This is a genomic window from Herbaspirillum sp. VT-16-41 (genome assembly GCF_001994935.1).
GTDB classification, from domain to species: Bacteria; Pseudomonadota; Gammaproteobacteria; order Burkholderiales; family Burkholderiaceae_D; genus Herbaspirillum; species Herbaspirillum frisingense.
This window is the reverse complement of sequence record NZ_MUXB01000016.1, coordinates 132,916-153,909: the sequence shown is the minus strand read 5'-3', so window position 1 is coordinate 153,909 and position 20,994 is coordinate 132,916. Positions and strand designations below refer to the sequence as shown.

Below are 20,994 nucleotides of genomic sequence, written 5' to 3'. Positions count from 1 at the left end.
CGCTCCCTTGCTTCATCGATGGGATGAACCGTTGATAGCCTGGGCGAGCTGCAGCAACGTCAGCGCGTCAGAACGCCCACAGCGCCTGTTCCGGCAGCGACAGCCAGTACTCGCCCTGCTCCAGACGCTGCGGCGCGTAGGCACGCAGGCCGACCGCGCCGGCCGGGCCGCCCTCGACCTTGAACAGGCATTCCCAGCGGTCGCCCAGGTACATGCAGGTTGACAGCGGCAGGCGGATGGCATTGCCGGTCTGCTCGCCGGAGACGCGCACCTGTTCGACGCGGATGATGCCGGTCAGCTGCTGGCCCGGCTGGGCATCGTTGCGGCCGCGCAGGGTGGCAACAGCGGTGCCGCCATCGAGCTTGAGGGTCACACGCTCGCCATCCCGGCTGACTACCTCGGCGGCCAGCTTGTTGTTGCTGCCCATGAACTCGGCGGTGAACAGGGTATCGGGGGTCTGGTACATGCTCTGCGGCGTACCCTGCTGTTCGATGCGGCCATTGTTGAGCAGCAGGATGCGGTCGGAGATCGCCATGGCCTCACCCTGGTCGTGGGTCACCATCAGGGCCGACAGGCCCAGGCGCACGATCAGTTCGCGCAGGAAGGCGCGGGCTTCCTCGCGCAGCTTGGCGTCGAGGTTGGAGAGCGGCTCGTCCAGCAGGATCACCTGCGGGTTGTAGACCAGGGCACGGGCAATGGCCACGCGCTGCTGCTGGCCGCCGGAGAGCTGGTGCGGATAGCGCTCGCCCAGATGGCCCAGGCCCAGTTGCGAGAGCACTGCCTTGACGCGGGTGGCGATCTCGGACGAGGGTGTCTTGCGCAGCTTCAGGCCATAGGCCACGTTGTCGGCCACGGTCTTGTGCGGCCACAGCGCATAGGACTGGAACACCAGCCCCAGGTTGCGCTCTTCGGCCGGCATCTCGAAGTTGCGGCTGCCATCGAAGACGCGGCGGGTGCCGATGTCGATGCTGCCGGCCTTGGGCGATTCCAGCCCGGCCACTGCGCGCAGCAGGGTGGTCTTGCCGCTGCCGGAGGGGCCCAGCAGGGCCACCACTTCACCGCGCTGCAGTTCCATGGAGACGCCCTTGAGAATGGGGTTGGCGTGGGCGCCGCTACCGTAGTCCAGGTGCAGCTCGTTGACGGAAAGTTCGCTCATGATGATTCCTTTGGAGACGCTTGCTTAAGGGGCGTCGGGCAGCCGGGCGCCCGACGCATGCAATGGATGGATTCGGTTGTCGGAGTCAGTCGTGCAGCTTGACGCCAAAGCGCAGCGCAATGCCCAGGCCCACGGCCACCAGCGTGATGTTGATGAAGGACAGTGCCGCCACCAGTTCCACCGCGCCGGCCGCCCACATGGAGACGATCATGGAGCCGATCACCTCGGTACCCGGCGAGAGCAGGTAGACGCCGGTCGAGTATTCGCGCTCGAAGATCAGGAACACCATCAGCCAGGCGCCGATCAGGCCATAGCGCACCAGCGGGATGGTGACGTCACGCGTGACACGGGAGCGCGAGGCACCGACCGCGCGGGCCGCCTCTTCCAGTTCCGGCCCGACCTGCAGGAGGGCGGTATTGATCAGGCGCAGGCCGTAGGCCATCCACACCACCGAATACGCCAGCCAGACCGAGAAGATGGTCGAACGCAGACCACGCAGCGCCGGGATGAAGCTGTCCACCAGCCACAGGGCGATGGGGTTGTCGATGCCCTTCAGGGCCGAATCCAGCAGCGACGGTACGAACAGGAACACCCACAGGAAGGACAGGCCGGCCAGCAGGCCCGGCACCGCACGCGGCACCAGCACGCTGTAGTCGAGGAAGCGGGTGATGCCATCCTGCTTGCGGTGCATGGCCAGGGCGATGGCGGTATAGCAGGCCACCGCCAGGGCGCCACCGATGACACCGATGAGCACCGTGTTGATGATGCCGCGCACCAGCGAGGGCTGGTCCCAGACGTTCAGGAGGTTGTCCAGGGTCAGCACTTCCAGCAGGTTCACGCCGTCGCCCCAGTGCGAGACGAAGGTACGCAGGGCAATACCCGACAGCGGGATGATCACGGTGAAGAGCAGCCAGCCGGCGATCAGCGCGAACGCCACCCAGCGCCACTTGCCCAGCGGCAGAGCCTTCTGGCGCGCGCCCTTGCCCTTGATGGCGACGTACTTGTTGGCCGAACGCAGCAGCCAGCGCTGCATCATCACCAGCGGCATGGTCACCGCCACCAGGCACACGGCCACTGCCGCCATCAGGTGATAGGACGGTGTCCCCAGCTTGTTGGTGAGCTTGTAGAGATAGGTCGGCAGGACCAGGTGACCTTCCGGATCGCCCAGCACCAGCACCAGGCCGAACACTTCGAAACCGAGGAAGAACACCAGCACGCCCGAATAGGCCAGGGCCGGCGTGATCATCGGCAGCGACACGTTCAAGGCCACCTGCAGCGGCGAGGCGCCGGCCACGCGGGCGGCCTCTTCCACGTCCGAGCCCAGGCTCTTGAGTGCCGACGAGGCGTACAGGTAGACGTGCGGTACGTGGGTCAGGCCGGCGATGATGACGATGCTGGTGAAGGAATAGATGTTCCAGGGGTCGCCCTCGAAGCCGAATACCGACAGCAGGTTTTTCATCCACACGGTGTAGAAGCCCACCGGTCCCATCGAGACCACGTAGCCGAAACCGATCACCATGGGCGAAACGAAGATCGGCACCATCAGCGCCGGGGCGATCAGGCTGCGACCGGGCAGGTCGGTCCGTACCATCAGGAAGGCCAGCATGCCGCCCAGCGGCACGGCGATCAACGTCAGACCGGCGGCCAGGGTGAAGCCATTGATGAAGGCCTGGCGGAAGTCCGGATCGTCGAAGATGAAACGGTAGGAATCCAGGGTCAGCGTCTTCACCGGCACGAAGAACGGCGCCGACAGGAAGCTCTGGTAGAAGATCAGCAGCAGCGGCACGAAGATGGCCAGGGCTGCCAGCAGCACGACCAGGCCGCGTGGCCAGTTCAGCCGGAAACGGCGGACTGGCAGGGCTTGCTCGCTGCGCGCTAGCGTTGTGGAGGTTTGCATGTTACGCCTCATGAATAGGCAAATCGGGACAAAAGGATCAGAACTGGCAAAGCGACGGCAATACCGCTCCCACGGAGCCGCACAGAGGCGCTCCGGGAGAGCAATGATTCAGACGGATGGAACCTGGCTGCTTGGACGACCCCGCCCGGACCTCCCCGGACCGGACGGGGCAGGGGCTTACTTCTTGGTGGCTTCCTTCCACTGCTTCAGGAAGTCCAGGCGCTTCTTCTGGTCCAGGTATTCCAGCAGTTCGGTGGAGACCGGCATGGGCTTCAGGGCCGCGCCCAGTTGCTTGGTCAGCTCGGCCGAGGTAGTGGCGCCGGTCACGTCGCCACGGATGGCGAACAGCTGCGCGTCATTGGCGATGATGGTCTGGCCGCGCTTGGAGAGGATGTAGTCCACCCACAGCTTGGCGGCATTGACGTTCTTGCCGGCCTTGTTGACGAAGATCACCCGCGAGAGCACCAGGTTGTAGTCCTTGGTGAAGGCCACGCCGATGGATGGGTCCTTCTTGGCGCGCACCAGGGCGTAGGGGCCGAGGATGTTGTAGCCGATCAGGTTTTCACCGGAAGAGATGCGCTCCAGCATGGTACCGGTGGAGGATTGCACGCGCGCTGCCACGCCGCCCATGGCGCGGGCGAAGTCCCAGAACTGCGGATTGTGCTTGAGGTCGTAGGTCATCAGGCTGAAGCCGACACCGGACTTCTCGATGTCGTAGGTGGTGACCTTGTTCTTGAACTTGTCCTGCTTGGTGGTCAGCAGCTTGGTGAAGTCGGCATGGGTGGTCGGCACTTCGGCTTCGGTCACCAGGCGCTTGTTATAGACAATGGCCGCCGGCTCGAAGGTGGTGCCGTAGGCGGTGTCCTTCCAGTTGGCCCAGGCGGGAACGGCAGCCGCTTCCGGCGACTTGTAGGGCAGCGCATAGCCTTCGGCGGCCAGCTTGACCTGCAGGTCCATCGAGGACGACCACATCACGTCGGCGGTGGCGCCACCGGCGGCCGCCTCGGAGATGAAGCGGTTGTAGGCTTCGGTGGAATTCATGTCGTTGTACTCGACCTTGACGGCCGGATAGAGCGCGCTGAAATCCTTGATCAGCGATTCGGCGGCCTTGGAATCGGTGGTGCTGTAGATCACGACCTTGCCTTCCTTCTTGGCGCCTTCGATGATCTTGGCGTAGTCGGCCGGATAGCCGGCAGGGGTATCGGCGTGAGCGACTCCACTCAAGGCGACGGGCAAAGCGAGGGCCAGGCCGAGCGCGATGCTCAGGCGACGTTGGTGCAACATGGATTCTCCTTGATGATGAAAATGGCCCGCGCCGGCAAGTCAGCAGAGAGCGCCTGACGGCGCCTGCCCACCCGCACTGTCAACGCACCAGGCCTAACTCCTGGGACAGCTTGCGATATCGCGCCACGGTCTGCGCGATGTAATCCGAAAGCGGCTTGCCGGTCATGGCAAAGGGCTGCAAGCCGCCGATACTGCGCTGGCGATCGAATGCAGGATCGGCCATCGCCTTGTCGAAATAGCGCACCCAGCGCTGGTAATCGTCCTCGCTGGCATACGGGCTCATGTAGAAGCCGCGGATGATGGGCCACACCACGTCATAACCCTGCTCGCGTGCGGTCGGCACCTCCTGCAGCGGCCCCGGCAGGCGCTGCTCGGACAGTACCGCCAGGATGCGCACCTTGCCTTCGGCGATGAAATGGGCGGCCTCCGAGGCATCGCCGGAAATCACCTGCACGTGGCCGGCCTGCAGGGCCGCGAACGAGTCGCCACCGCCTTCCAGCGCCACGAAATGGAACTGGCGCGGTGCCATGCCGGCACGCTGGACCAGCATGGCCACCTTCAGCCAGTCCTGGCTGCCGGCCGTGCCGGACAGGCCGATGGTGGTGGCCGAGGGATCCTTGCGGATGGCCTCCAGCAACTGCTTCAGGCTGCGCCAGGGCGCATCGCTACGGACTGCGATCATGCCGTGGTCGATCCCGACCCCGGCCACCCAGCGTACATCGCCGACATCGGCGCGACCGTACTTGCCTTGCGCCAGTCCCAGCAGGGAACCCCCTGAAAACGCCACCAGCGAATCCGGACCACCGCGGCGGTGCGACACCACCGAACCCCAGGCCACGGCCCCGATGCCACCGGGCAGGTAGGCGACCTTCACGTTGCCCTGGGCGTCGCGACCGTCCTGTTCCTGCATCACCCGCCGCAACAGCTTGCACGAGGCATCCATGCCACCGCCAGGCTTGGCCGGCACGATGCATTCCACCGCCAGGGCGCACGGCGCCGCGCATGCCAGCAGGCAAGCGGCCACAAAGCGGTGCCAGCGGTTCGCCTTCATGGCGTCAGCGGCACAGGGGATGCAATACGGGACGGGCGGTGTCGGCAGGGCCGACGGACAGGGCGGTCATGATGTGTCTCCTGCATGATCTTTTTTGATATGGGCGCATCGTACAAGAAAAGCCTTTCAGCCGGCTTTCAGTAAAGCTTGCAATGCGGCTTTCTCTCCACAATGGCGGCTACGCGTTTTCCGCAATTGCTGCGCCGGCCATTTCAAAGGGCGACGGCCTTCTGTTAGCATCCGCGCTGGAGACAAGCCGCACCGGACCTACATCAATAAAAAGGCAGCATCATGCGCATCCTGCTGGTCGAAGACCATATCGAACTTTCACGCTGGCTGGCCAAGGCCATGCGTGACGCCCACCTGACCGTGGAATGCGCCCATAACGGCGCCGATGCCGACAGCCTGCTGTTGACGCAGGACTACGCGCTGGTGATCCTGGACCTGACCCTGCCGCGCATGGACGGACTGGAAGTCCTGAAGCGCATGCGCGCCCGTGGCAGTCGCACCCCGGTGCTGATCCTGACCGCACGCGGCGGCCTGGCTGACCGCGTCAGCGGCCTCAACATGGGCGCCGACGACTACCTGGCCAAACCCTTCGAACTGGAAGAACTGGAAGCCCGCGTGAAGGCCCTGCTGCGCCGCTCGCAGAGCCATGAAGCAGTCACCGTCACCTGTGGCGCGCTCAGCTTCGACACCGTCTCGCGCACCTTTACCTATGACGGCGAACTGCTGGCGCTCACGCCCCGTGAGCATTCCGTGCTGGAAGCGCTGATCGTGCGCCATGGGCATACCGTCCCCAAGGAAAAACTGTTCCAGCAGGTGTTTTCGCTGGACGACAATGCCAGCGTGGATGCCATCGAGATCTATATCCACCGCCTGCGCAAGAAGCTCGAACGCGATGGCACCGGCAAGGTCGGCATCACCACCCTGCGCGGCCTGGGCTATCTGTTGCAGGCAGTGTGATGGCAACCGCGATCCGGCGCCTGGGCAACCTGCGCAGCCAGCTGGTGCGCTGGTTGCTGATCCCGTTGACGCTGCTGGTGGCGGTGGATGCGGTCTCGGTCTACTACAACGCGCTGGAAGTGGCCGACCTGGCCTACGACCGCTCGCTGCTGGCCTCGACCCGGGCACTGGCCGAGCGGGTTTCCATCGTCGATGGTCACGTCACGGCCGATGTGCCCTATGTGGCGCTGGACAGTTTCGAGACCGACAACCTGGGCCGCATCTACTACAAGGTCACCGGCTTGAAGGGTGAGCTGGTGTCGGGCTACGACGACCTGCCGCCGGTGCCGGCCAATGTCAAGCGCTCGGAAGTCTATCCGGCCCTGGTGCGCTTCTACCAGGCGGACTACCACGAGCAACCGATCCGCATCGCCGCCCTGCTGCAGCCGGTGTATGACGACAGCATGCGCGGCATCGCCCTGATCCAGGTCGGCGAGACCATGGAAGGGCGCAACGGCATGACGCGCAAGATCCTGTTCGACACGCTCTGGCGGCAAGGCACGCTGGTATCGGTGGCCGCGCTGCTGGTGTGGTTCGCGGTGCGTTTCGTGCTGCGGCCGGTGATGCAGTTGAAGGGGGAGGTGGAGTCGCGCGCGCCAACCGACCTGTCCGGCTTCGATCCGGCGCTGGTGCACAAGGAAATGCGTCCGCTGGTACAGGCCATGAATGGCTACATGGGCCGGCTGCAGGCGCTCATCAGCGCACAACGGCGCTTCATCGCCGATGCCTCGCACCAGTTGCGCACGCCCTTGACGGTCTTGAAGACGCAATCCGAACTGACCCTGCGCGAGCTGCGTCGTGAGCGCCTCGATGCCGGCGAACTGCGCGATCTGGTCGAGGGCATGGCGCGCACCACCGACTCGGCCGTGCATCTGGCCAATCGCCTGCTGACCCTGGCGCGTGCCGAACACGGCGCGGCCGAAGGCGGCACCATGCGCGTCTCGCTCACCGATGCGGCCCGCCAGGTGGCGCTGGAACTGTCGCAGCAGGCGGTGCTGCGTGACATCGCCCTGGCCTTCGAGGAAGAGGGCGACATCGGCATCCAGGCCAATGCCCTGCTGTTGCATGAATTGATGGTGAACCTGCTGGACAATGCGATCCGCTACACCCCGCCAGGCGGTCACGTCATCCTGCGCGTGCGTGCCGCCAGTGCAGCGGGGCAGCCCACCGGTGCGCTGCTGGAAGTGGAAGACGACGGCCCCGGCATTGCCGAGGCCGAGCGTGAACGCGTGTTCGAACCCTTCTACCGTGCCGGCGCGACCCAGCACGTCAATCCCGGCGGTACCGGCCTGGGGCTGTCCATCGTGCGCGAGATTGCGGCCATGCACCGCGCCAGCGTCACACTGGCGACTCCGCTGCGGGGCAACGGCCTGGTGGTACGGATCACGTTTCCGGGCGTGGTGGAGTTGCGGACCTGAGACGCGGCTCCTGCCCGCACAGGCGCAGGAGCCGTTGGCATAGCGATACCTCTCAGAACTGTTCCCAATCCCCGTCGTCGGCAGTCATGGCCTTGCTGCCGGCCTTGGCACTGGCCTTGTTGCTGGCCTTGGTGCTGGCCGCCGGCAAGGCAGGAGGTGTCGCAGTTGCCGCAGTTGCCGCGGCGGGCGATGTCGCAGCCGGTGCTGCTGCCTGCCCTGTTTTGGCCGCCGGGCGGGCGGTCGTCGCAGGCCGCGGCGCAAGCGGCTTGCGTGTGGCTTGCGCGCGCGGGGCATCGTTGCTACTGAGCTTGAAGACACCCACCGTTTCGCTCAGGCGGACCGACTGCTCCTGCAACGATTGCGCGGCGGCCGCGGCCTGCTCCACCAGCGCGGCGTTCTGCTGGGTCACTTCATCCATCTGCACGATGGCCTGATTGATCTGTTCGATACCATCGCTCTGCTCATGGCTGGCCGCCGAAATCTCGGCCACCACATCGGTCACCCGCCTGACACTGGCCACTACCTCGCTCATGGTACTGCCAGCCTGTTCCACCAACCGGCTGCCGTTGTCCACGCGGGCCACCGAATCATCGATGAGGGCCTTGATTTCCTTGGCCGCCGAGGCGCTGCGCTGGGCCAGGGTACGCACTTCGGAGGCCACTACCGCAAAGCCGCGTCCCTGCTCGCCGGCCCGGGCCGCTTCCACCGCCGCATTCAAGGCCAGGATATTGGTCTGGAAGGCGATGCCGTCGATCACGCTGATGATGTCCACGATCTTGCGGGATGCGTCATTGATCTCGCCCATGGTCTGCACCACCTGGCCGACCACGCTGCCGCCCTGCACGGCGACCTCCGAGGCCGTCGCGGCCAGCTGGTTGGCCTGGCGCGCATTGTCGGCGTTCTGCTTGACGGTGGACGTCAGTTCTTCCATGGCCGAGGCGGTCTCTTCCAGCGCACCAGCCTGTTCCTCGGTGCGGGAGGAGAGGTCCAGGTTGCCGGTGGCGATCTCGGAAGAAGCGGTATTGATGGTGTCGGTGCCGGTGCGGACCTCGCTGACGATGCGATGCAGGTTCTGGTTCATGGTCTTGAGCGAGGCCAACAGCATCCCGGTTTCATCCTTGCTGGTATCGGCGATCTGCACGGTCAGGTCGCCCTGGGCCACGGCGCTGGCGACGTTGACCGCCTCGTTCAGGGGCCGCGTGATGGAACGGGTCACCAGCCAGGCGGCGATCACGCACAGGATGATGGCCACGCCCGAGAGTTCCAGCATCAGGGCGATGGCCGAGTTGGTGGTGTTCTGACCCTCGATGACACTTTCATCCATCAGGGATTTCTGGAAGACGGCGAATTCGTTGAGCACCTCGAAGTAGCGATCCTGCGCCGGTATCACCTCGGTGAAGAGGACCTCGGTGGCCTCCTCCTTCTTCTGCTGGCGGATCAGTTCACGTAGCTTGTCGCGTGGGGTGTTGTAGGCAGCGCGTGCATCATTGATGGATTTCATCAATTCCTTGCCACGCGCTGTGTTCACCATCTTGTCGACATCGGCCAGCGCCTGGGTGGTCTTGGCGGAGTTGGCCGCACCGCGATCGAGGTAGCGGGTAGCTTCCTCGGGATTGCGCGCCAGCAAGGCATTACGCAGGTTGCGGGCAGCCGAGTTGACGTTCTCGCGGATTTCCATCACCAGCGAAATCTTCACATAGCGGTCCTCCACCACCATCCGGGAGGCCTTGCTGATGCTGTTGAGGCTTTGCATGCCCACGCCGGTGATCAGGCACATGACGCCGATCAGTATGGCAAAGCATGCGGCCAGGCGCACGCTGATCTTGATATCCTTGAATTTCATTGGTCGACCCCCATTCGTCGCATTAAAGAGATGCAAGAGAAGCCCGGACCATGCTGCCAGTCCGGACCCGCGCGCGTCTGCAGTCGCGGTCCTGTGGGTGTCGCCTTCGAGCAACCGGCTCGGTCGCGGGCAATCTGTTACCTGAGGACAATCGATCGGCCGCCATTGGCGAGAGCGGAGACCGGTCATGTGCGATGCAATCGGTATAAATTGCGGCGCGTTGCTTGTCAACGGCAGTTTCCCGCGTTACTTGAGCGTTGCTCGCCCGCCCCGGCCGTCGCCCCGCAGCCGCGCTGGCGCTTTGGGTTAGAATGCGCGTTGCCGTCAGCCTTCTCCGCCCTGCCAGGCCGGGTCCGCCAGCCACTCCTCCCTGTGCCGCGCCTGACCAGTCCTGACCATCGATGAATCCAGTCACTCCCCATCCCGCACCACTGTCGGTGCGCCTGAAGTCCGAGACCGCCGATCTGCACCAGCAGATGCACGCGCTCATGGAAAGGGCGCAGCCTTTTTCCGATCGCCTGCACTACAGCCGCTTTGTGGCGGCGCAATATCATTTCCAGCGCGACGTCGAACATCTCTTCGATGACCCCGGACTGCAGGCCGCCCTGCCCGATCTGCAGGTACGTGGTCGAGAAGCGGCGGCACTGGCCGATCTGGCCGACCTGCAGGCAGCTCCGGGTGAGGTGACCATCGCCACCGCCTCGGTACGGATGCCGCAAGCCTGGGGCTGGCTCTACGTGTCGGAAGGATCGACCCTGGGCGCGGCCTTCCTGTTGAAGGAGGTCCAGGACAAGCTGGGCCTGTCCGAACACTTCGGCGCACGCCACCTGGCGGCCTATCCGGAAGGCCGGGCGCTGGCCTGGCGTCGCTTCGTTGGCTTTCTCGATGCCAGCGAGCTGACAACGGCCGAGCAGGACGCCGTGGTGGCCGGCGCGACGGCGGCCTTCGAACGCTTCGGCGTGCTGCTCAGGCGCCATTTCGCGCTGGATTGATGCATCGTGGACCATCCGGCTCCGGATCCGCGGCAGGACGCCGCTCCTGAAGAACGCTCCCCCAACGCCAGCTCGCTGGCGCCACCGCGCACGCGCTGGCTATGGCTGCTGCTGGCCTATGCCAGCCTGGGCATCGGCATCATCGCCCTCTTCATCCCCGGCATCCCCACCACCGAGTTCGTGCTGCTCTCGGCCTGGGCCGCCGGCCGTGGTTCGCCGCGGCTGCAGCGCTGGCTGGAACAGCACCGCCTGTTCGGCCCGATGATCCACAACTGGCGCCATGGCCGCGTGGTGGCGCGGCGCGCCAAGATCAGTGCCTCGCTGATGATGAGCCTGTGTCTGGTCATCATGCTCTTTACCGTTAAGCGCCACTGGGTGATCGTGCTGGCCACGCTGGGCATGGCAGTCGGTGCGGCCTGGATGTGGTCGCGCCCGGAACGGATAGACCGCGACGACGGCCCATGAAAAAGCCCGTACCGTCGGGTACGGTACGGGCTATTCGGACAACACCAGCAATATGGATGAAGCTGAACGACCTGCAGTCGGTCAGCTCATCCGGTGATGGACGATGACACCTTCCACAGATCGACATCGCCATCGGTGGCATGGGTGTCGATGCGGGCCAGTTCATCGGCGCTGAAGTCCAGCTTCTTCACGGCATCCAGCGAATCATCCAGTTGCTCCACGGTGCGCGCACCGATCAGTGCCGAGGTGACGCGCGCATCGCGCAGCACCCAGGCGATGGCCATCTGCGCCAGGGTCTGGCCGCGCTGGCTGGCGATCTCGTTCAAGGCACGGATGCGCGCCAGGTTGTCTTCCGACAGCATGCGCTGCGGCAGTGACGGCGCACGCGTGACGCGCGCGCCTTCGGGCACGCCATTGAGGTACTTGGAGGTCAACAGGCCCTGTGCCAGCGGCGAGAAGCCGATGCAGCCCACGCCCAGCTCTTCCAGCGCCGGCAACAGCCCCTGTTCGATACTGCGGTTGAGCATGGAATAGTTGGGCTGGTGGATCAGCAGCGGCACCCCCTCGCTCTTGAGGATGGCGGCGGCCTTGCGGGTCAGTTCGGGTGAATAGGAAGAAATGCCCACATACAGCGCCTTGCCCTGGCGATGCAGGTGGGCCAGCGCGCCCATGGTCTCTTCCAGCGGGGTGTCGGCATCGACCCGGTGCGAATAGAAGATGTCCACGTAATCCAGGCCCATGCGCTTGAGGCTCTGTTCGCAACTGGCGATCAAGTGCTTGCGCGCACCGCTGGGACCGCCATACGGGCCGGGCCACATCTGCCAGCCGGCCTTGCTGGAGATGACCAGTTCGTCGCGATAGCGGGCGAAATCCTTGGCCATGTAGCGGCCGAAGTTCTCTTCGGCGGAACCGGCCGGCGGGCCGTAGTTGTTGGCCAGGTCGAAGTGGGTGACGCCTCGGTCGAAGGCGCGGCGCAATACGGCGCGGCCGGTCTCGAAGTTATCGACGCCACCGAAGTTCTGCCACAGGCCCAGCGACACGGCGGGCAGCAGCAGGCCGCTGCGGCCGGTGCGGCGATAGGGCATGCGGCCATCGTAGCGGGAGGGTTCGGCGATATAGCTCATGAGTCTCCTTGGGGAAGTTCCACTGTAGGGATTGAGGGAATGACCACTTCCTGAGTGGTGGTGCGCAGAAGTCTACGCTTCCGTCGCTTATTCATTAAATGCAATATTTCGATGCAATTGATCTGTCTGACTGATCAATCTACCGGCCCGTTCCCGCCTTCGCGCCGACCGATCATCGCGCCGGCAGGATGATGGTGGCAATCAGTCCGCCCTCGGGATGGTTGCGCAGCAGCAGTTCACCACCATGGGCCTGCACGATGTTGCGCGAGATGCCCAGGCCCAGCCCCATGCCACCGCTGTTCTGGGCACGGCCATGCTCCAGGCGCACATAGGGCTGGAACAGGGTGCGCATGGCATCTTCCGGCACGCCGGGACCGTGGTCGCGAATCTCGATTTCCACCAGGTCGCCGTCGGCACCGGCCGAGGGACGAATGCTGATCTCGACCTTCTGGCCGTAGTACAAGGCATTGTCGAACAGGTTGCCGATGGCGCGCTTTAAGGCCAGCGGCTTGGCCATGACATTGATGCCGGAGGGTGTGAAGGCGATCTCGTGGCCGGCCAGCCGGGCGTCGCGGATCATGCGCAGCACCAGCGCATCGAGGCGGACCTCGGTGCGGTTCTCGTGGATGTCGCTGTCCTTCACCGATTGCAGGGCGCCCTTGACCATCATGTCCAGCTCATCGAGGTCGTCATGGAATTCGGTGCGCATGGCATCGTCATCCATCAGTTCGGTGCGCAGTTTCAGTCGCGTGATGGGGGTGCGCAGGTCATGCGAGATGGAGACGAACAGGCGCTCGCGGTCTTCGAGATAGCGCTTGATGCGTTCGCGCATGCCGGAGAAGGCGCGCGCGGTCTTGACGTATTCGCGGCTGCCGGTGCCGGGCAGGCTGGGCACGGTCTCGCCCTTGCCGAAGGCTTCGGCGGCGTCGGCCAACGCGGCCAGCGGACGCGTGGTCCAACGCACCACCAGGATGGTCAGCAGCAGGATCGCCGCCAGCGACAGGCCCTGCAGCACCAGCCGGTCCAGCCAGAGCGGATTGTCGCTGTCGAGGAAATAGGGGTTGGGCATCAGCGCGGCCAGGTAGATCCAGCGCCCGCTTTCCACCTGCATCTGGATCACCAGCACCGGCGCCGAGTTGGGCTTGGTCAGCAGGATGTGTTGTACCCAGTTGTCGGGCAGGTCGTTGACGGTGAGGCCATCGCTGGCCACCGGCAGGCCGTCCGGCCAGGCAAAGGCCAGCCGTGCTTCGGGCAGGAAAGGCAGGTCTTCGCGCAGGGTCTGCGCGGTCACCTCGATGGCCAGGTTGGCCAGGCGGCTCTCGCCGATGGACTTGACCGGTACCGCGCTGCTGTTGGCATTGATGAAGAAGCGGGTGCCGCCCATCTCGCGCAATTGCTGGATCATCAGCGGACGATAGTTAGGCGGCAGGGTCATGAAGTAACGCACCGCCGAGGCTGCGCTGTGGGCCAGGTGCTGCGCGGCCACGCGGGTTTCCGCCTCGGACTTGCTGCGGAGCTGGATGTCCCAGATCAGGCCGCCGGCCACCTGCGTGACCAGCACGCCGAAGATCATCACCACCGACAGCCGCCCTAGCAGGGAATCCGGCAGCATCCAGTCCAGCAGCGCGGCCAGGCGACCGCGCAGGCTGGGTGAGCGGGTCTCTTCTGCAGCATCCGGAGGCGCCAGCGCCGTCTCCGGCGCCGCGCTCTCAGGCGGCTGCGGCACTGACGTCGGCCGAGAAGACATAGCCGGTACCGCGCACGGTCTTGATCAGGTGCGGCTGGCGGCCACCATCGTTCAGTCGCAGGCGCAGCTTGCTGATCTGCACGTCCAGCGAGCGGTCCAGCGGGCCGGCATCGCGTCCGCGCGTTTCTTCGCACAGCACGTTGCGGTCCAGCACGTCACCGGGATGTTCGACGAAATACTTCAGCAACTGGTAGTCCATGCCGGTCAGAGCCACGATGGCGCCGGCACTGTCGGTGAGAGTGCGCTCCACCGTGTCGAGCGTGAAGCCCGAGAAGCGGTAGTAGCGCGGTGCGGCACTGCTGTCGATGCCGATGCGGCGGTGGATGGCCTTGATCCGTGCCAGCAGCTCGCGTGGGCTGTAGGGCTTGGCGATGTAGTCGTCGGCGCCCAGTTCCAGTCCGACCACGCGGTCGGTCTCGTCCGAACTGGCGGTGAGCATGATGACCGGCACATTGGACTTGCGACGCACCGCCTTGCACAGGGCGAAGCCGTCGGTATCCGGCAGCATCACATCCAGGATCACCAGCGAGAGCTCGTCGGCAAAGCGCTGGAACTCGGTCATGAAGGCTGCGCCGTCATGGGCCAGACGGACCTCGTACTGGTTCTTTTCCAGATAGGCCTTCAAGAGCGTGCGGGTCTTCTGGTCATCGTCGACGATCAATATCTTGCGCGTCATGTTGCTGCTCCATCTCCGTGTTTCCTGGAACTCATTTCACATCCGTGGATGCGATGAGCCTAATCATTGCGATTGCGCGACAGGGTGCGCGCAATCGCTGCAAGTCGTTTCTGTGTCTGTTCTTCGCTGATGCTGCGGTCCAGGAAGAAGCGCTGCACCTCGGACACGATGGCATCCTTGGTGGTGTCGTCGGTGGCCATGCGGTGCACCAGGCTGGGCGCCTGCCAGGCCGGACCCTTGCTGAAGGCGCGCCAGGAATCCCTGGCGCAGCGGTCCATGTGCGGGTCGGCCGCACGCAGTACGGGGATCGAACCCTTGATCCTATTGTATTCGGACTGCACCGCCGGCGACATGGTCAGCCGCGCCAGCGTTTCCTGCATGGCCTGGTGCGCGTAGTTGCCGGCGAACATGGCCAGGGTGTCGGTACTGTAGAGGTGGAAATCTCCCGTGCCGGGGACCGGGGCGCAGCCGAACTGCTGGTCCACTTCCATGCCCCAGGCATTGAGCTCGCCCTTGGCCCAGTCACCCATGATGAGCATGGCGGCCTCGCCGCTGACCATGCTGCGCGCCACCTCGGTCCAGGGGCGCTCGCGCACCGGCTGCGCCATCGCCGCCGACAGTCCGCGCAGGCGCTTGAGGATATGCAGCATGCGCGCATCCAGATAGGCCGCCGGGCTCATCTCCACGAACAGCCGCCGGTAGTAGGCCGGGCCGCTCTCGGCCAGCGCCAGGTTCTCGAACAGGGTCGCCAGCTGCCAGGCTTCGGCGCTCTGCGCCAGCGGCGTGATGCCGCTGCCCTGCAGCTTCTTGACGATCTGGTCGAAGTCGTCCCAGGTCTTGGGCGGGCTCAGGTTGTAGCGCTTGAAGATGGCGGTGTTGTAGAACAAGGAATTAATGCGGTGGATGCCCAGCGGCGCCGCCACCACGTGTCCGTGGTTGTTGAGCAGCGACCAGACGGTAGGGAACATCTGCTTTTCCCAAGCGCCCTGCACAGCCACATTGTCCAGCTCCAGCAGCAGACCCAGGTCGGCCCATTCGCCGAAGACCACGCCGTTGAGTTGCGTCACTTCGGGAGCGCGGTTGGCCAGCACCATGCTCTTCAAGACCTTGGCCGCACCCATGCCGGCGCCGCCGGGGATGGCGACGTCGCGCCACTGGATATCCTGTTTCGCCAGCTGGTTGACCACCACGTTGATGGCCTGGCGCTCGCTGGCCGAGGTCCACCAGTGCAGCACCTGCAGGGAGCCGCCGCCGGAGGACGGCGGGACGGGTGAAGGTGAGGATGACGAGGATAGCGATACGCCGGAAGCCGGGCCGGAGCTCGACATTGGCAGCGACTGCGCCTGCGCCCCATTCCACCCCCAGCCCAGCCATAGCGCGAGCAGACACAGCAGGGCCGGCCAGCAGGTGGCCGGGCCGGTGCGTGCATTCGCGGGCCGTTTCTTTTTTATCATGGGGTGCGTGTCTCCAAACCGGGAGAGACTATAGCCGGGTGCATGCCAATGCGCAATTTGCATGCGCCCCGGCGGGAGCCCGATCCTGCCTTGCGAAGCATGAAGCCGGTTTATCTCTTGTTAAGAAACGTAAGCCTTGCTCTGCTTATCTTATCCACAGGCCAGCGCCAATGCTGCGCATCACCATCCCTTGCCTCGACGTCCAGACCGCCTGCAGATGCTGCAGGCCATGTAAGGATATGTAATGGCAAGAATCCTGCCCATCCTTGAATTATTCTTTTAAATCAACAACTTAAAAATACTCCAAGGGTCCTGGCAGCGTTGCTGGCATCACATGATCGGCACTGCTACTGTCACGGCGTTTCGTCGCGGCTGGCGTGCGGCGATCCCCACAACACCAAGGAGACCCAAGATGCAGACCGAAAAAAAGCCTGGTCGTTTTTCCCTCATCCCGCGCCGTCCACTGCTGGCCGCCTGCGCCCTCGCCCTGGGCCTGGCCGGCGGCCTCGGTGCCGCACACACCCAGGCCGGTACGCTGACCATCGAAAGCTGGCGCGTGGACGACCTGCCGCTGTGGCAGGAAGTACTGATCCCCGCCTTCCAGCGCAGCAATCCCGGCATCACCGTGAAGTTCTCGCCCACCGCCCCGACCGAATACGATTCCAGCCTGGCCGCGCGCCTGGCCGGCGGCACGGCCGGTGACCTGGTGGCCTGCCGCCCCTTCGATGTCTCGCTCTCGCTCTACAACAAGGGCCACCTGGAAAAGCTGGACGGTAAACCCGGCATGGAATACTTCGCACCGGCCGCCAAGGCGGCCTGGCAGACCGATGACGGCCGCGACACCTTCTGCATGCCGATGGCCTCGGTGATCCACGGCTTCTTCTATAACACCAAGATCTTCAAGGAACTGAACCTGGAACCGCCCAAGACCGAGGCCGAGTTCTTCAAGCTGCTCGATACCGTCAAGGCCAACGGCAAGTATGCGCCGCTGGTGATGGGCACGGCCGAACAATGGGAATCGCACCAGGTGCTGTTCACCGGCATCGGCCCCAACTACTGGAAGGGCGAGGAAGGCCGCAAGGCGCTCATCGCCGGCCGTGCCAAGTTCACCGATCCGCAATTCGTGGCCGCCTGGGAGTATGAAGCCAAGCTCGGCAAGTACCTGCCCAAGGGCGCCTCGGCCCAGACCTACAGCGACAGCCAGAACATGTTCGCGCTCGGCAAGGGCGCGGTGTATCCGGCCGGCTCCTGGGATATCGCCTACTTCAACGGCAAGATGGACTTCGCCGCCTTCCCGCCACCGGTGCCCAAGAACGGCGATGCCTGCTACATCTCCGACCACAACGACATCGGCATGGGCATCAACAGGAAGTCCAGGAACAAGGAAGACGCCTACAAGTTCCTGGCCTGGCTGGGCTCGCAGGAATTTGCCGATCTCTATACCAACAAGGTCACCGGTTTCTTCTCGCTGTCGAACCACCTGATCTCGGTGAAGGACCCGATTGCCAAGCAGATGATGGGCTGGCGCAAGAACTGCGCTTCCACCATCCGGGTCAATTCGCAGATCCTCAACCGTGGCACGCCGAGCATGGAAAACGAGATGTGGAACGTCAACGCCCAGGTGCTCAACGGCAAGCTCACGCCGCAGGATGCAGCCGCCAAGATCCAGGCCGGCTTTGCCAAGTGGTACAAGCCGCAGCAGTAAGGCTGCCTCAATGAAGTAAGCAGTACCCGCCCGTTCGGGCTGAGTAGCGGCAACACCGCGTATCGAAGCCTGACCTGAGCCCGTCGAAGGGCGCATCATCCGCGCGCCTTCGATACGGCCCTCGCGGGCCTACTCAGTCCGAACGGGAGTAGATGTCCGCGCTCCCCCTTCAGGAACAGGAGACCCATGAAAACCATCCGCGCCTGGCAACTGGCGGTGCTGCTCGCGCCGGCCGTGCTGATCTACGCGCTCTTCAGCGCCCTGCCCCTGCTGGACACCCTGCGCCTGGGCTTCTATACCGTCAATGACGCCGGGGTGCGCAGCTTCGTCGGGCTGGACAACTACCGCACCATCCTGTTCGACCCCGACTGGTCGGCCGCCTTCTGGAATGCCATGTGGAACAACGTCAAGTTCTTCTGCCTGCACATGCTGCTGCAGAACCCCATAGGCCTGCTGCTGGCGACACTGTTCAGTCTCAAGGGCCTGCGCGGGGCGCGCACCTACCGTACGCTGATCTTCCTGCCCACGCTGCTGTCGGTGGTCATCATCGGCTTCATCTGGCAGCTGATCCTCTCGCCGCTGTGGGGCGTGGGCGAAAAGCTGCTCGGCCTGGTCGGCCTGGCCGACTGGTTCGCGCCCTGGCTGGGGCAGGAATCCACCGCCCTGGTGACCCTCTCGCTGATCTCGGTATGGCAGTACGTGGGCATACCCATGATGCTGATCTACGCTGCCCTGCTGGCGGTGCCCGAAGAAGTGCTGGAAGCCGCCCACGCCGAGGGCGCCAGCGCCATGCGCATCTTCTGGCAGATCAAGCTGCCGCTGATCTATCCGACCCTGGGGCTGGTGACCATCCTGACCTTCGTGGCCAACTTCAATGCCTTCGACCTGATCTACTCGGTCAAGGGCGCGCTGGCCGGCCCCAACTACGCCTCCGACCTGCTGGGAACCTACTTCTATCGCACCTTCTTCGGCTACCAGGCGCAGATCGGCAGCCCCACCATGGGCGCGGCGGTGGCCACGCTGATGTTCCTGGTGATCCTGGCCGGCGTGGGTGCGTATTTCGTGATGGTGCAGCGGCGCCTGACGCGCTATGCGATGTGACGGGAGGATGACGACATGCTGGCTTCTTCCCCATCCTCCCCACGTTCCCCACTTTCCACCGCTCCCCACACCATGCGCAAACCCACGCTGATCCAACGCAGCTTCGGCACCGCCGGCCATCTCTGGGTACATGCGGTGCTGTGCCTGTATGCGGTGATTGCGCTGTTCCCCATTGCGCTGATCCTGATCAACTCGGTCAAGACCCGCAACGCCATCTTCGAAGGCCCGATGGCCCTGCCCACGGCCGAGACGCTGACCTTCGCCGGCTTCCAGAAGGTGCTGGCCGGTACCCACTTCCTGCTCTACTTCGGCAACAGCCTGGTAGTCACCGTGGCGGCGCTGGTGCTGATCGTGCTGTTCGGCGCGATGGCGGCCTGGGCGCTGACCGAGTACCGTTTCTTCGGCAACCGCGCGCTGAACTTCTTCATCGCCGTCGGCATCATGATCCCGATCCGGCTGGGCACGGTCTCCATCCTGCAGCTGGTGGTGGCACTGGACCTGATCAACACCCGGACCGCCCTGGTGCTGGTCTATACCGCGCAGGGATTGCCGCTGGCGGTGATGATCCTGTCCGAGTTCATGCGCCAGATTCCGGGCGAGCTCAAGGATGCGGCGCGCTGCGATGGCGTGGGCGAGCTGGGCATCTTCTTCGGCGTGATCCTGCCGCTGCTGCGCCCGGCCATCGCGACCGTGGCGGTGTTCACCATGATCCCGGCCTGGAACGACCTGTGGTTCCCGCTCATCCTCGCCCCCGGGGAAGATACCCGCACCGTCACGCTGGGGGTGCAGCAGTTCATCGGGCAATACGCCACCGACTGGAATTCGGTACTGGCCGCGCTGTCGATGGCAGTCATCCCGGTACTGTTGCTGTACATGGCCTTCTCGCGCCAGTTGATCCGCGGCCTGACCTCGGGCGCCGTCAAATAATCCAAAGGAGACCTCATGGCACACGTCAACATCAAGCAACTGCGCAAGACCTACGACGGCCGCGCCGATGTGCTGGCCGGGCTGAACCTCGATATCCGCGATGGCGAATTCTGCGTACTGGTCGGCCCGTCCGGCTGCGGCAAATCGACCCTGCTGCGCATGCTGTGCGGGCTGGAGGAGATCAGCGGCGGCGAACTCGCCATCGGCGGCCAGGTGGTCAATCACCTGCCACCGGCCGAGCGCGGCATCGCCATGGTCTTCCAGAGCTATGCGCTGTATCCGCACATGAACGTGTACAAGAACATGGCCTTCGGCCTGAAGGTGGCCGGCAGCAGCAAGAGCGAGATCGACCGCCGCATCCGCCATGCGGCCTCCATACTGAAGATCGATCACCTGCTGCAGCGCCTGCCGCGCGAGCTCTCGGGCGGACAACGCCAGCGCGTAGCCATCGGCCGCGCCATCGTGCGCCAGCCACGCCTGTTCCTGTTCGACGAGCCGCTGTCGAACCTGGACGCGGCGCTGCGGGTGCAGACCCGGCTGGAGATCGCCAAGCTGCATCGCCAACTCGCGGCCACCATCGTCTACGTGACCCACGACCAGGTGGAAGCCATGACCCTGGGCGACAAGATCGTGGTCATGCACGAAGGCCGCATCCAGCAGGCCGGCACGCCGCTGGAGCTGTACCAGCAGCCGCAGAACCTGTTCGTGGCCGGCTTCATCGGTTCACCGAAGATGAACTTCTTCCAGGGCGTGGTCACCCGTTGTGACGATCGCGGCGTACAAGTGGAAATCGCTGGCGGGCTGCGACTGCTGGCCGATGTCGATCCCACCGGGGTACAGGTTGGAGAGGCCGTCACGCTGGGCCTGCGTGCCGAACAGATCCGCGAGGGCCTGGGCGACGGCCAGCCCTTGCACGGCGTGGTCAACCTGGTGGAACACCTGGGCGAAGCCAACTTCCTCTACGTCAGCCTGGACGGCGGCCATGACATCGTGGTGCGCGGCGACGGCAACCGCAGTGTGCGCATCGGCGAGCAGGTGGCGCTGTCGGTCCAGAGCCAGGCCTTCCATCTCTTCGATGCCCGGGGCCAGGCCCTGCGCCGGCGTCAACCGGGCAACCTGCAATCGGCGCGTCGCCTGGACGAGGCCTGA

At 64.6% G+C, this 20,994-nt stretch carries 17 protein-coding genes; 8 read left to right on the top strand and 9 right to left on the bottom strand.

Annotated elements, in window-relative coordinates:
- Window positions 1-67: 67 nt before the first annotated feature.
- From BTM36_RS01195 to BTM36_RS01180, 4 genes are all read right to left on the bottom strand, one after another.
- Window positions 68-1,156 carry an ABC transporter ATP-binding protein gene (locus BTM36_RS01195; RefSeq protein ID WP_006461242.1) on the bottom strand — a complete coding sequence of 363 codons (1,089 nt, stop codon included), beginning with the start codon at window positions 1,154-1,156 and terminating at the stop codon, window positions 68-70.
- Between the two features lie 85 nt (window positions 1,157-1,241).
- Window positions 1,242-3,053 (bottom strand): iron ABC transporter permease, encoded by a 1,812-nt coding sequence (locus BTM36_RS01190; RefSeq protein ID WP_077234909.1) that lies wholly within the window; start codon window positions 3,051-3,053, stop codon window positions 1,242-1,244.
- 177 nt (window positions 3,054-3,230) lie between these two features.
- Window positions 3,231-4,337, bottom strand: coding sequence for an ABC transporter substrate-binding protein (locus BTM36_RS01185; protein WP_077234908.1), 1,107 nt, complete (start codon window positions 4,335-4,337; stop codon window positions 3,231-3,233).
- 79 nt (window positions 4,338-4,416) lie between these two features.
- Window positions 4,417-5,388 (bottom strand): tripartite tricarboxylate transporter substrate binding protein, encoded by a 972-nt coding sequence (locus BTM36_RS01180; protein WP_077234907.1) that lies wholly within the window; start codon window positions 5,386-5,388, stop codon window positions 4,417-4,419.
- Between the two features lie 291 nt (window positions 5,389-5,679).
- Between BTM36_RS01180 and BTM36_RS01175 the strand changes: the two genes are divergently transcribed.
- Both BTM36_RS01175 and BTM36_RS01170 read left to right on the top strand, forming a co-directional pair.
- Window positions 5,680-6,354, top strand: coding sequence for a response regulator (locus BTM36_RS01175; RefSeq protein ID WP_077234906.1), 675 nt, complete (start codon window positions 5,680-5,682; stop codon window positions 6,352-6,354).
- Entirely contained in the window at window positions 6,354-7,811 is a 1,458-nt protein-coding gene (locus BTM36_RS01170) for a sensor histidine kinase (protein WP_077234905.1), read from the top strand. The genes BTM36_RS01175 and BTM36_RS01170 overlap by 1 nt, the downstream gene beginning before the upstream one ends.
- A 52-nt stretch (window positions 7,812-7,863) precedes the next feature.
- On the opposite strand, the gene BTM36_RS01165 is transcribed toward BTM36_RS01170, so the two are convergent.
- Window positions 7,864-9,654, bottom strand: a complete 1,791-nt coding sequence (locus BTM36_RS01165; protein ID WP_077234904.1) for a methyl-accepting chemotaxis protein — start codon at window positions 9,652-9,654, stop codon at window positions 7,864-7,866.
- Between the two features lie 401 nt (window positions 9,655-10,055).
- On the opposite strand from BTM36_RS01165, the gene BTM36_RS01160 reads away from it, so the two are divergent.
- Together BTM36_RS01160 and BTM36_RS01155 are read left to right on the top strand one after the other, a co-directional pair.
- Window positions 10,056-10,646: a biliverdin-producing heme oxygenase gene (locus tag BTM36_RS01160; RefSeq protein WP_077234903.1), complete on the top strand. Its 591-nt coding sequence runs from the start codon at window positions 10,056-10,058 to the stop codon at window positions 10,644-10,646.
- Between the two features lie 6 nt (window positions 10,647-10,652).
- Window positions 10,653-11,111, top strand: a complete 459-nt coding sequence (locus BTM36_RS01155; RefSeq protein ID WP_077234902.1) for a YbaN family protein — start codon at window positions 10,653-10,655, stop codon at window positions 11,109-11,111.
- Window positions 11,112-11,197: 86 nt separating this feature from the next.
- Here the strand turns inward: BTM36_RS01155 and mgrA are convergent, their stop codons facing one another.
- From mgrA to BTM36_RS01135, 4 genes are all read right to left on the bottom strand, one after another.
- Window positions 11,198-12,235: an L-glyceraldehyde 3-phosphate reductase gene (mgrA, locus tag BTM36_RS01150; protein ID WP_077234901.1), complete on the bottom strand. Its 1,038-nt coding sequence runs from the start codon at window positions 12,233-12,235 to the stop codon at window positions 11,198-11,200.
- A 172-nt stretch (window positions 12,236-12,407) separates the two neighbouring features.
- On the bottom strand, window positions 12,408-13,847 hold the full coding sequence (locus tag BTM36_RS01145; protein ID WP_254426885.1) for an ATP-binding protein: 1,440 nt from the start codon (window positions 13,845-13,847) through the stop codon (window positions 12,408-12,410).
- A gap of 97 nt (window positions 13,848-13,944) precedes the next feature.
- Entirely contained in the window at window positions 13,945-14,658 is a 714-nt protein-coding gene (locus tag BTM36_RS01140) for a response regulator (RefSeq protein WP_077234900.1), read from the bottom strand.
- A 59-nt stretch (window positions 14,659-14,717) separates the two neighbouring features.
- Window positions 14,718-16,112: an ABC transporter substrate-binding protein gene (locus BTM36_RS01135; protein ID WP_077234899.1), complete on the bottom strand. Its 1,395-nt coding sequence runs from the start codon at window positions 16,110-16,112 to the stop codon at window positions 14,718-14,720.
- A 412-nt stretch (window positions 16,113-16,524) separates the two neighbouring features.
- Here BTM36_RS01135 and BTM36_RS01130 point away from each other — a divergent pair, with 412 nt between their 5' ends.
- The 4 genes from BTM36_RS01130 to BTM36_RS01115 all read left to right on the top strand — a co-directional run bounded on the left by BTM36_RS01130 (window position 16,525) and on the right by BTM36_RS01115 (window position 20,994).
- Entirely contained in the window at window positions 16,525-17,817 is a 1,293-nt protein-coding gene (locus BTM36_RS01130) for an ABC transporter substrate-binding protein (protein WP_077234898.1), read from the top strand.
- 186 nt (window positions 17,818-18,003) lie between these two features.
- Window positions 18,004-18,918, top strand: a complete 915-nt coding sequence (locus BTM36_RS01125) for a carbohydrate ABC transporter permease (RefSeq protein ID WP_077234897.1) — start codon at window positions 18,004-18,006, stop codon at window positions 18,916-18,918.
- A 72-nt stretch (window positions 18,919-18,990) separates the two neighbouring features.
- The gene (locus BTM36_RS01120; RefSeq protein ID WP_077234896.1) at window positions 18,991-19,845 is read left to right on the top strand and encodes a carbohydrate ABC transporter permease; all 855 of its coding nucleotides are present in this window, start codon (window positions 18,991-18,993) and stop codon (window positions 19,843-19,845) included.
- Window positions 19,846-19,860: 15 nt separating this feature from the next.
- The gene (locus BTM36_RS01115) at window positions 19,861-20,994 is read left to right on the top strand and encodes an ABC transporter ATP-binding protein (protein WP_077234895.1); all 1,134 of its coding nucleotides are present in this window, start codon (window positions 19,861-19,863) and stop codon (window positions 20,992-20,994) included.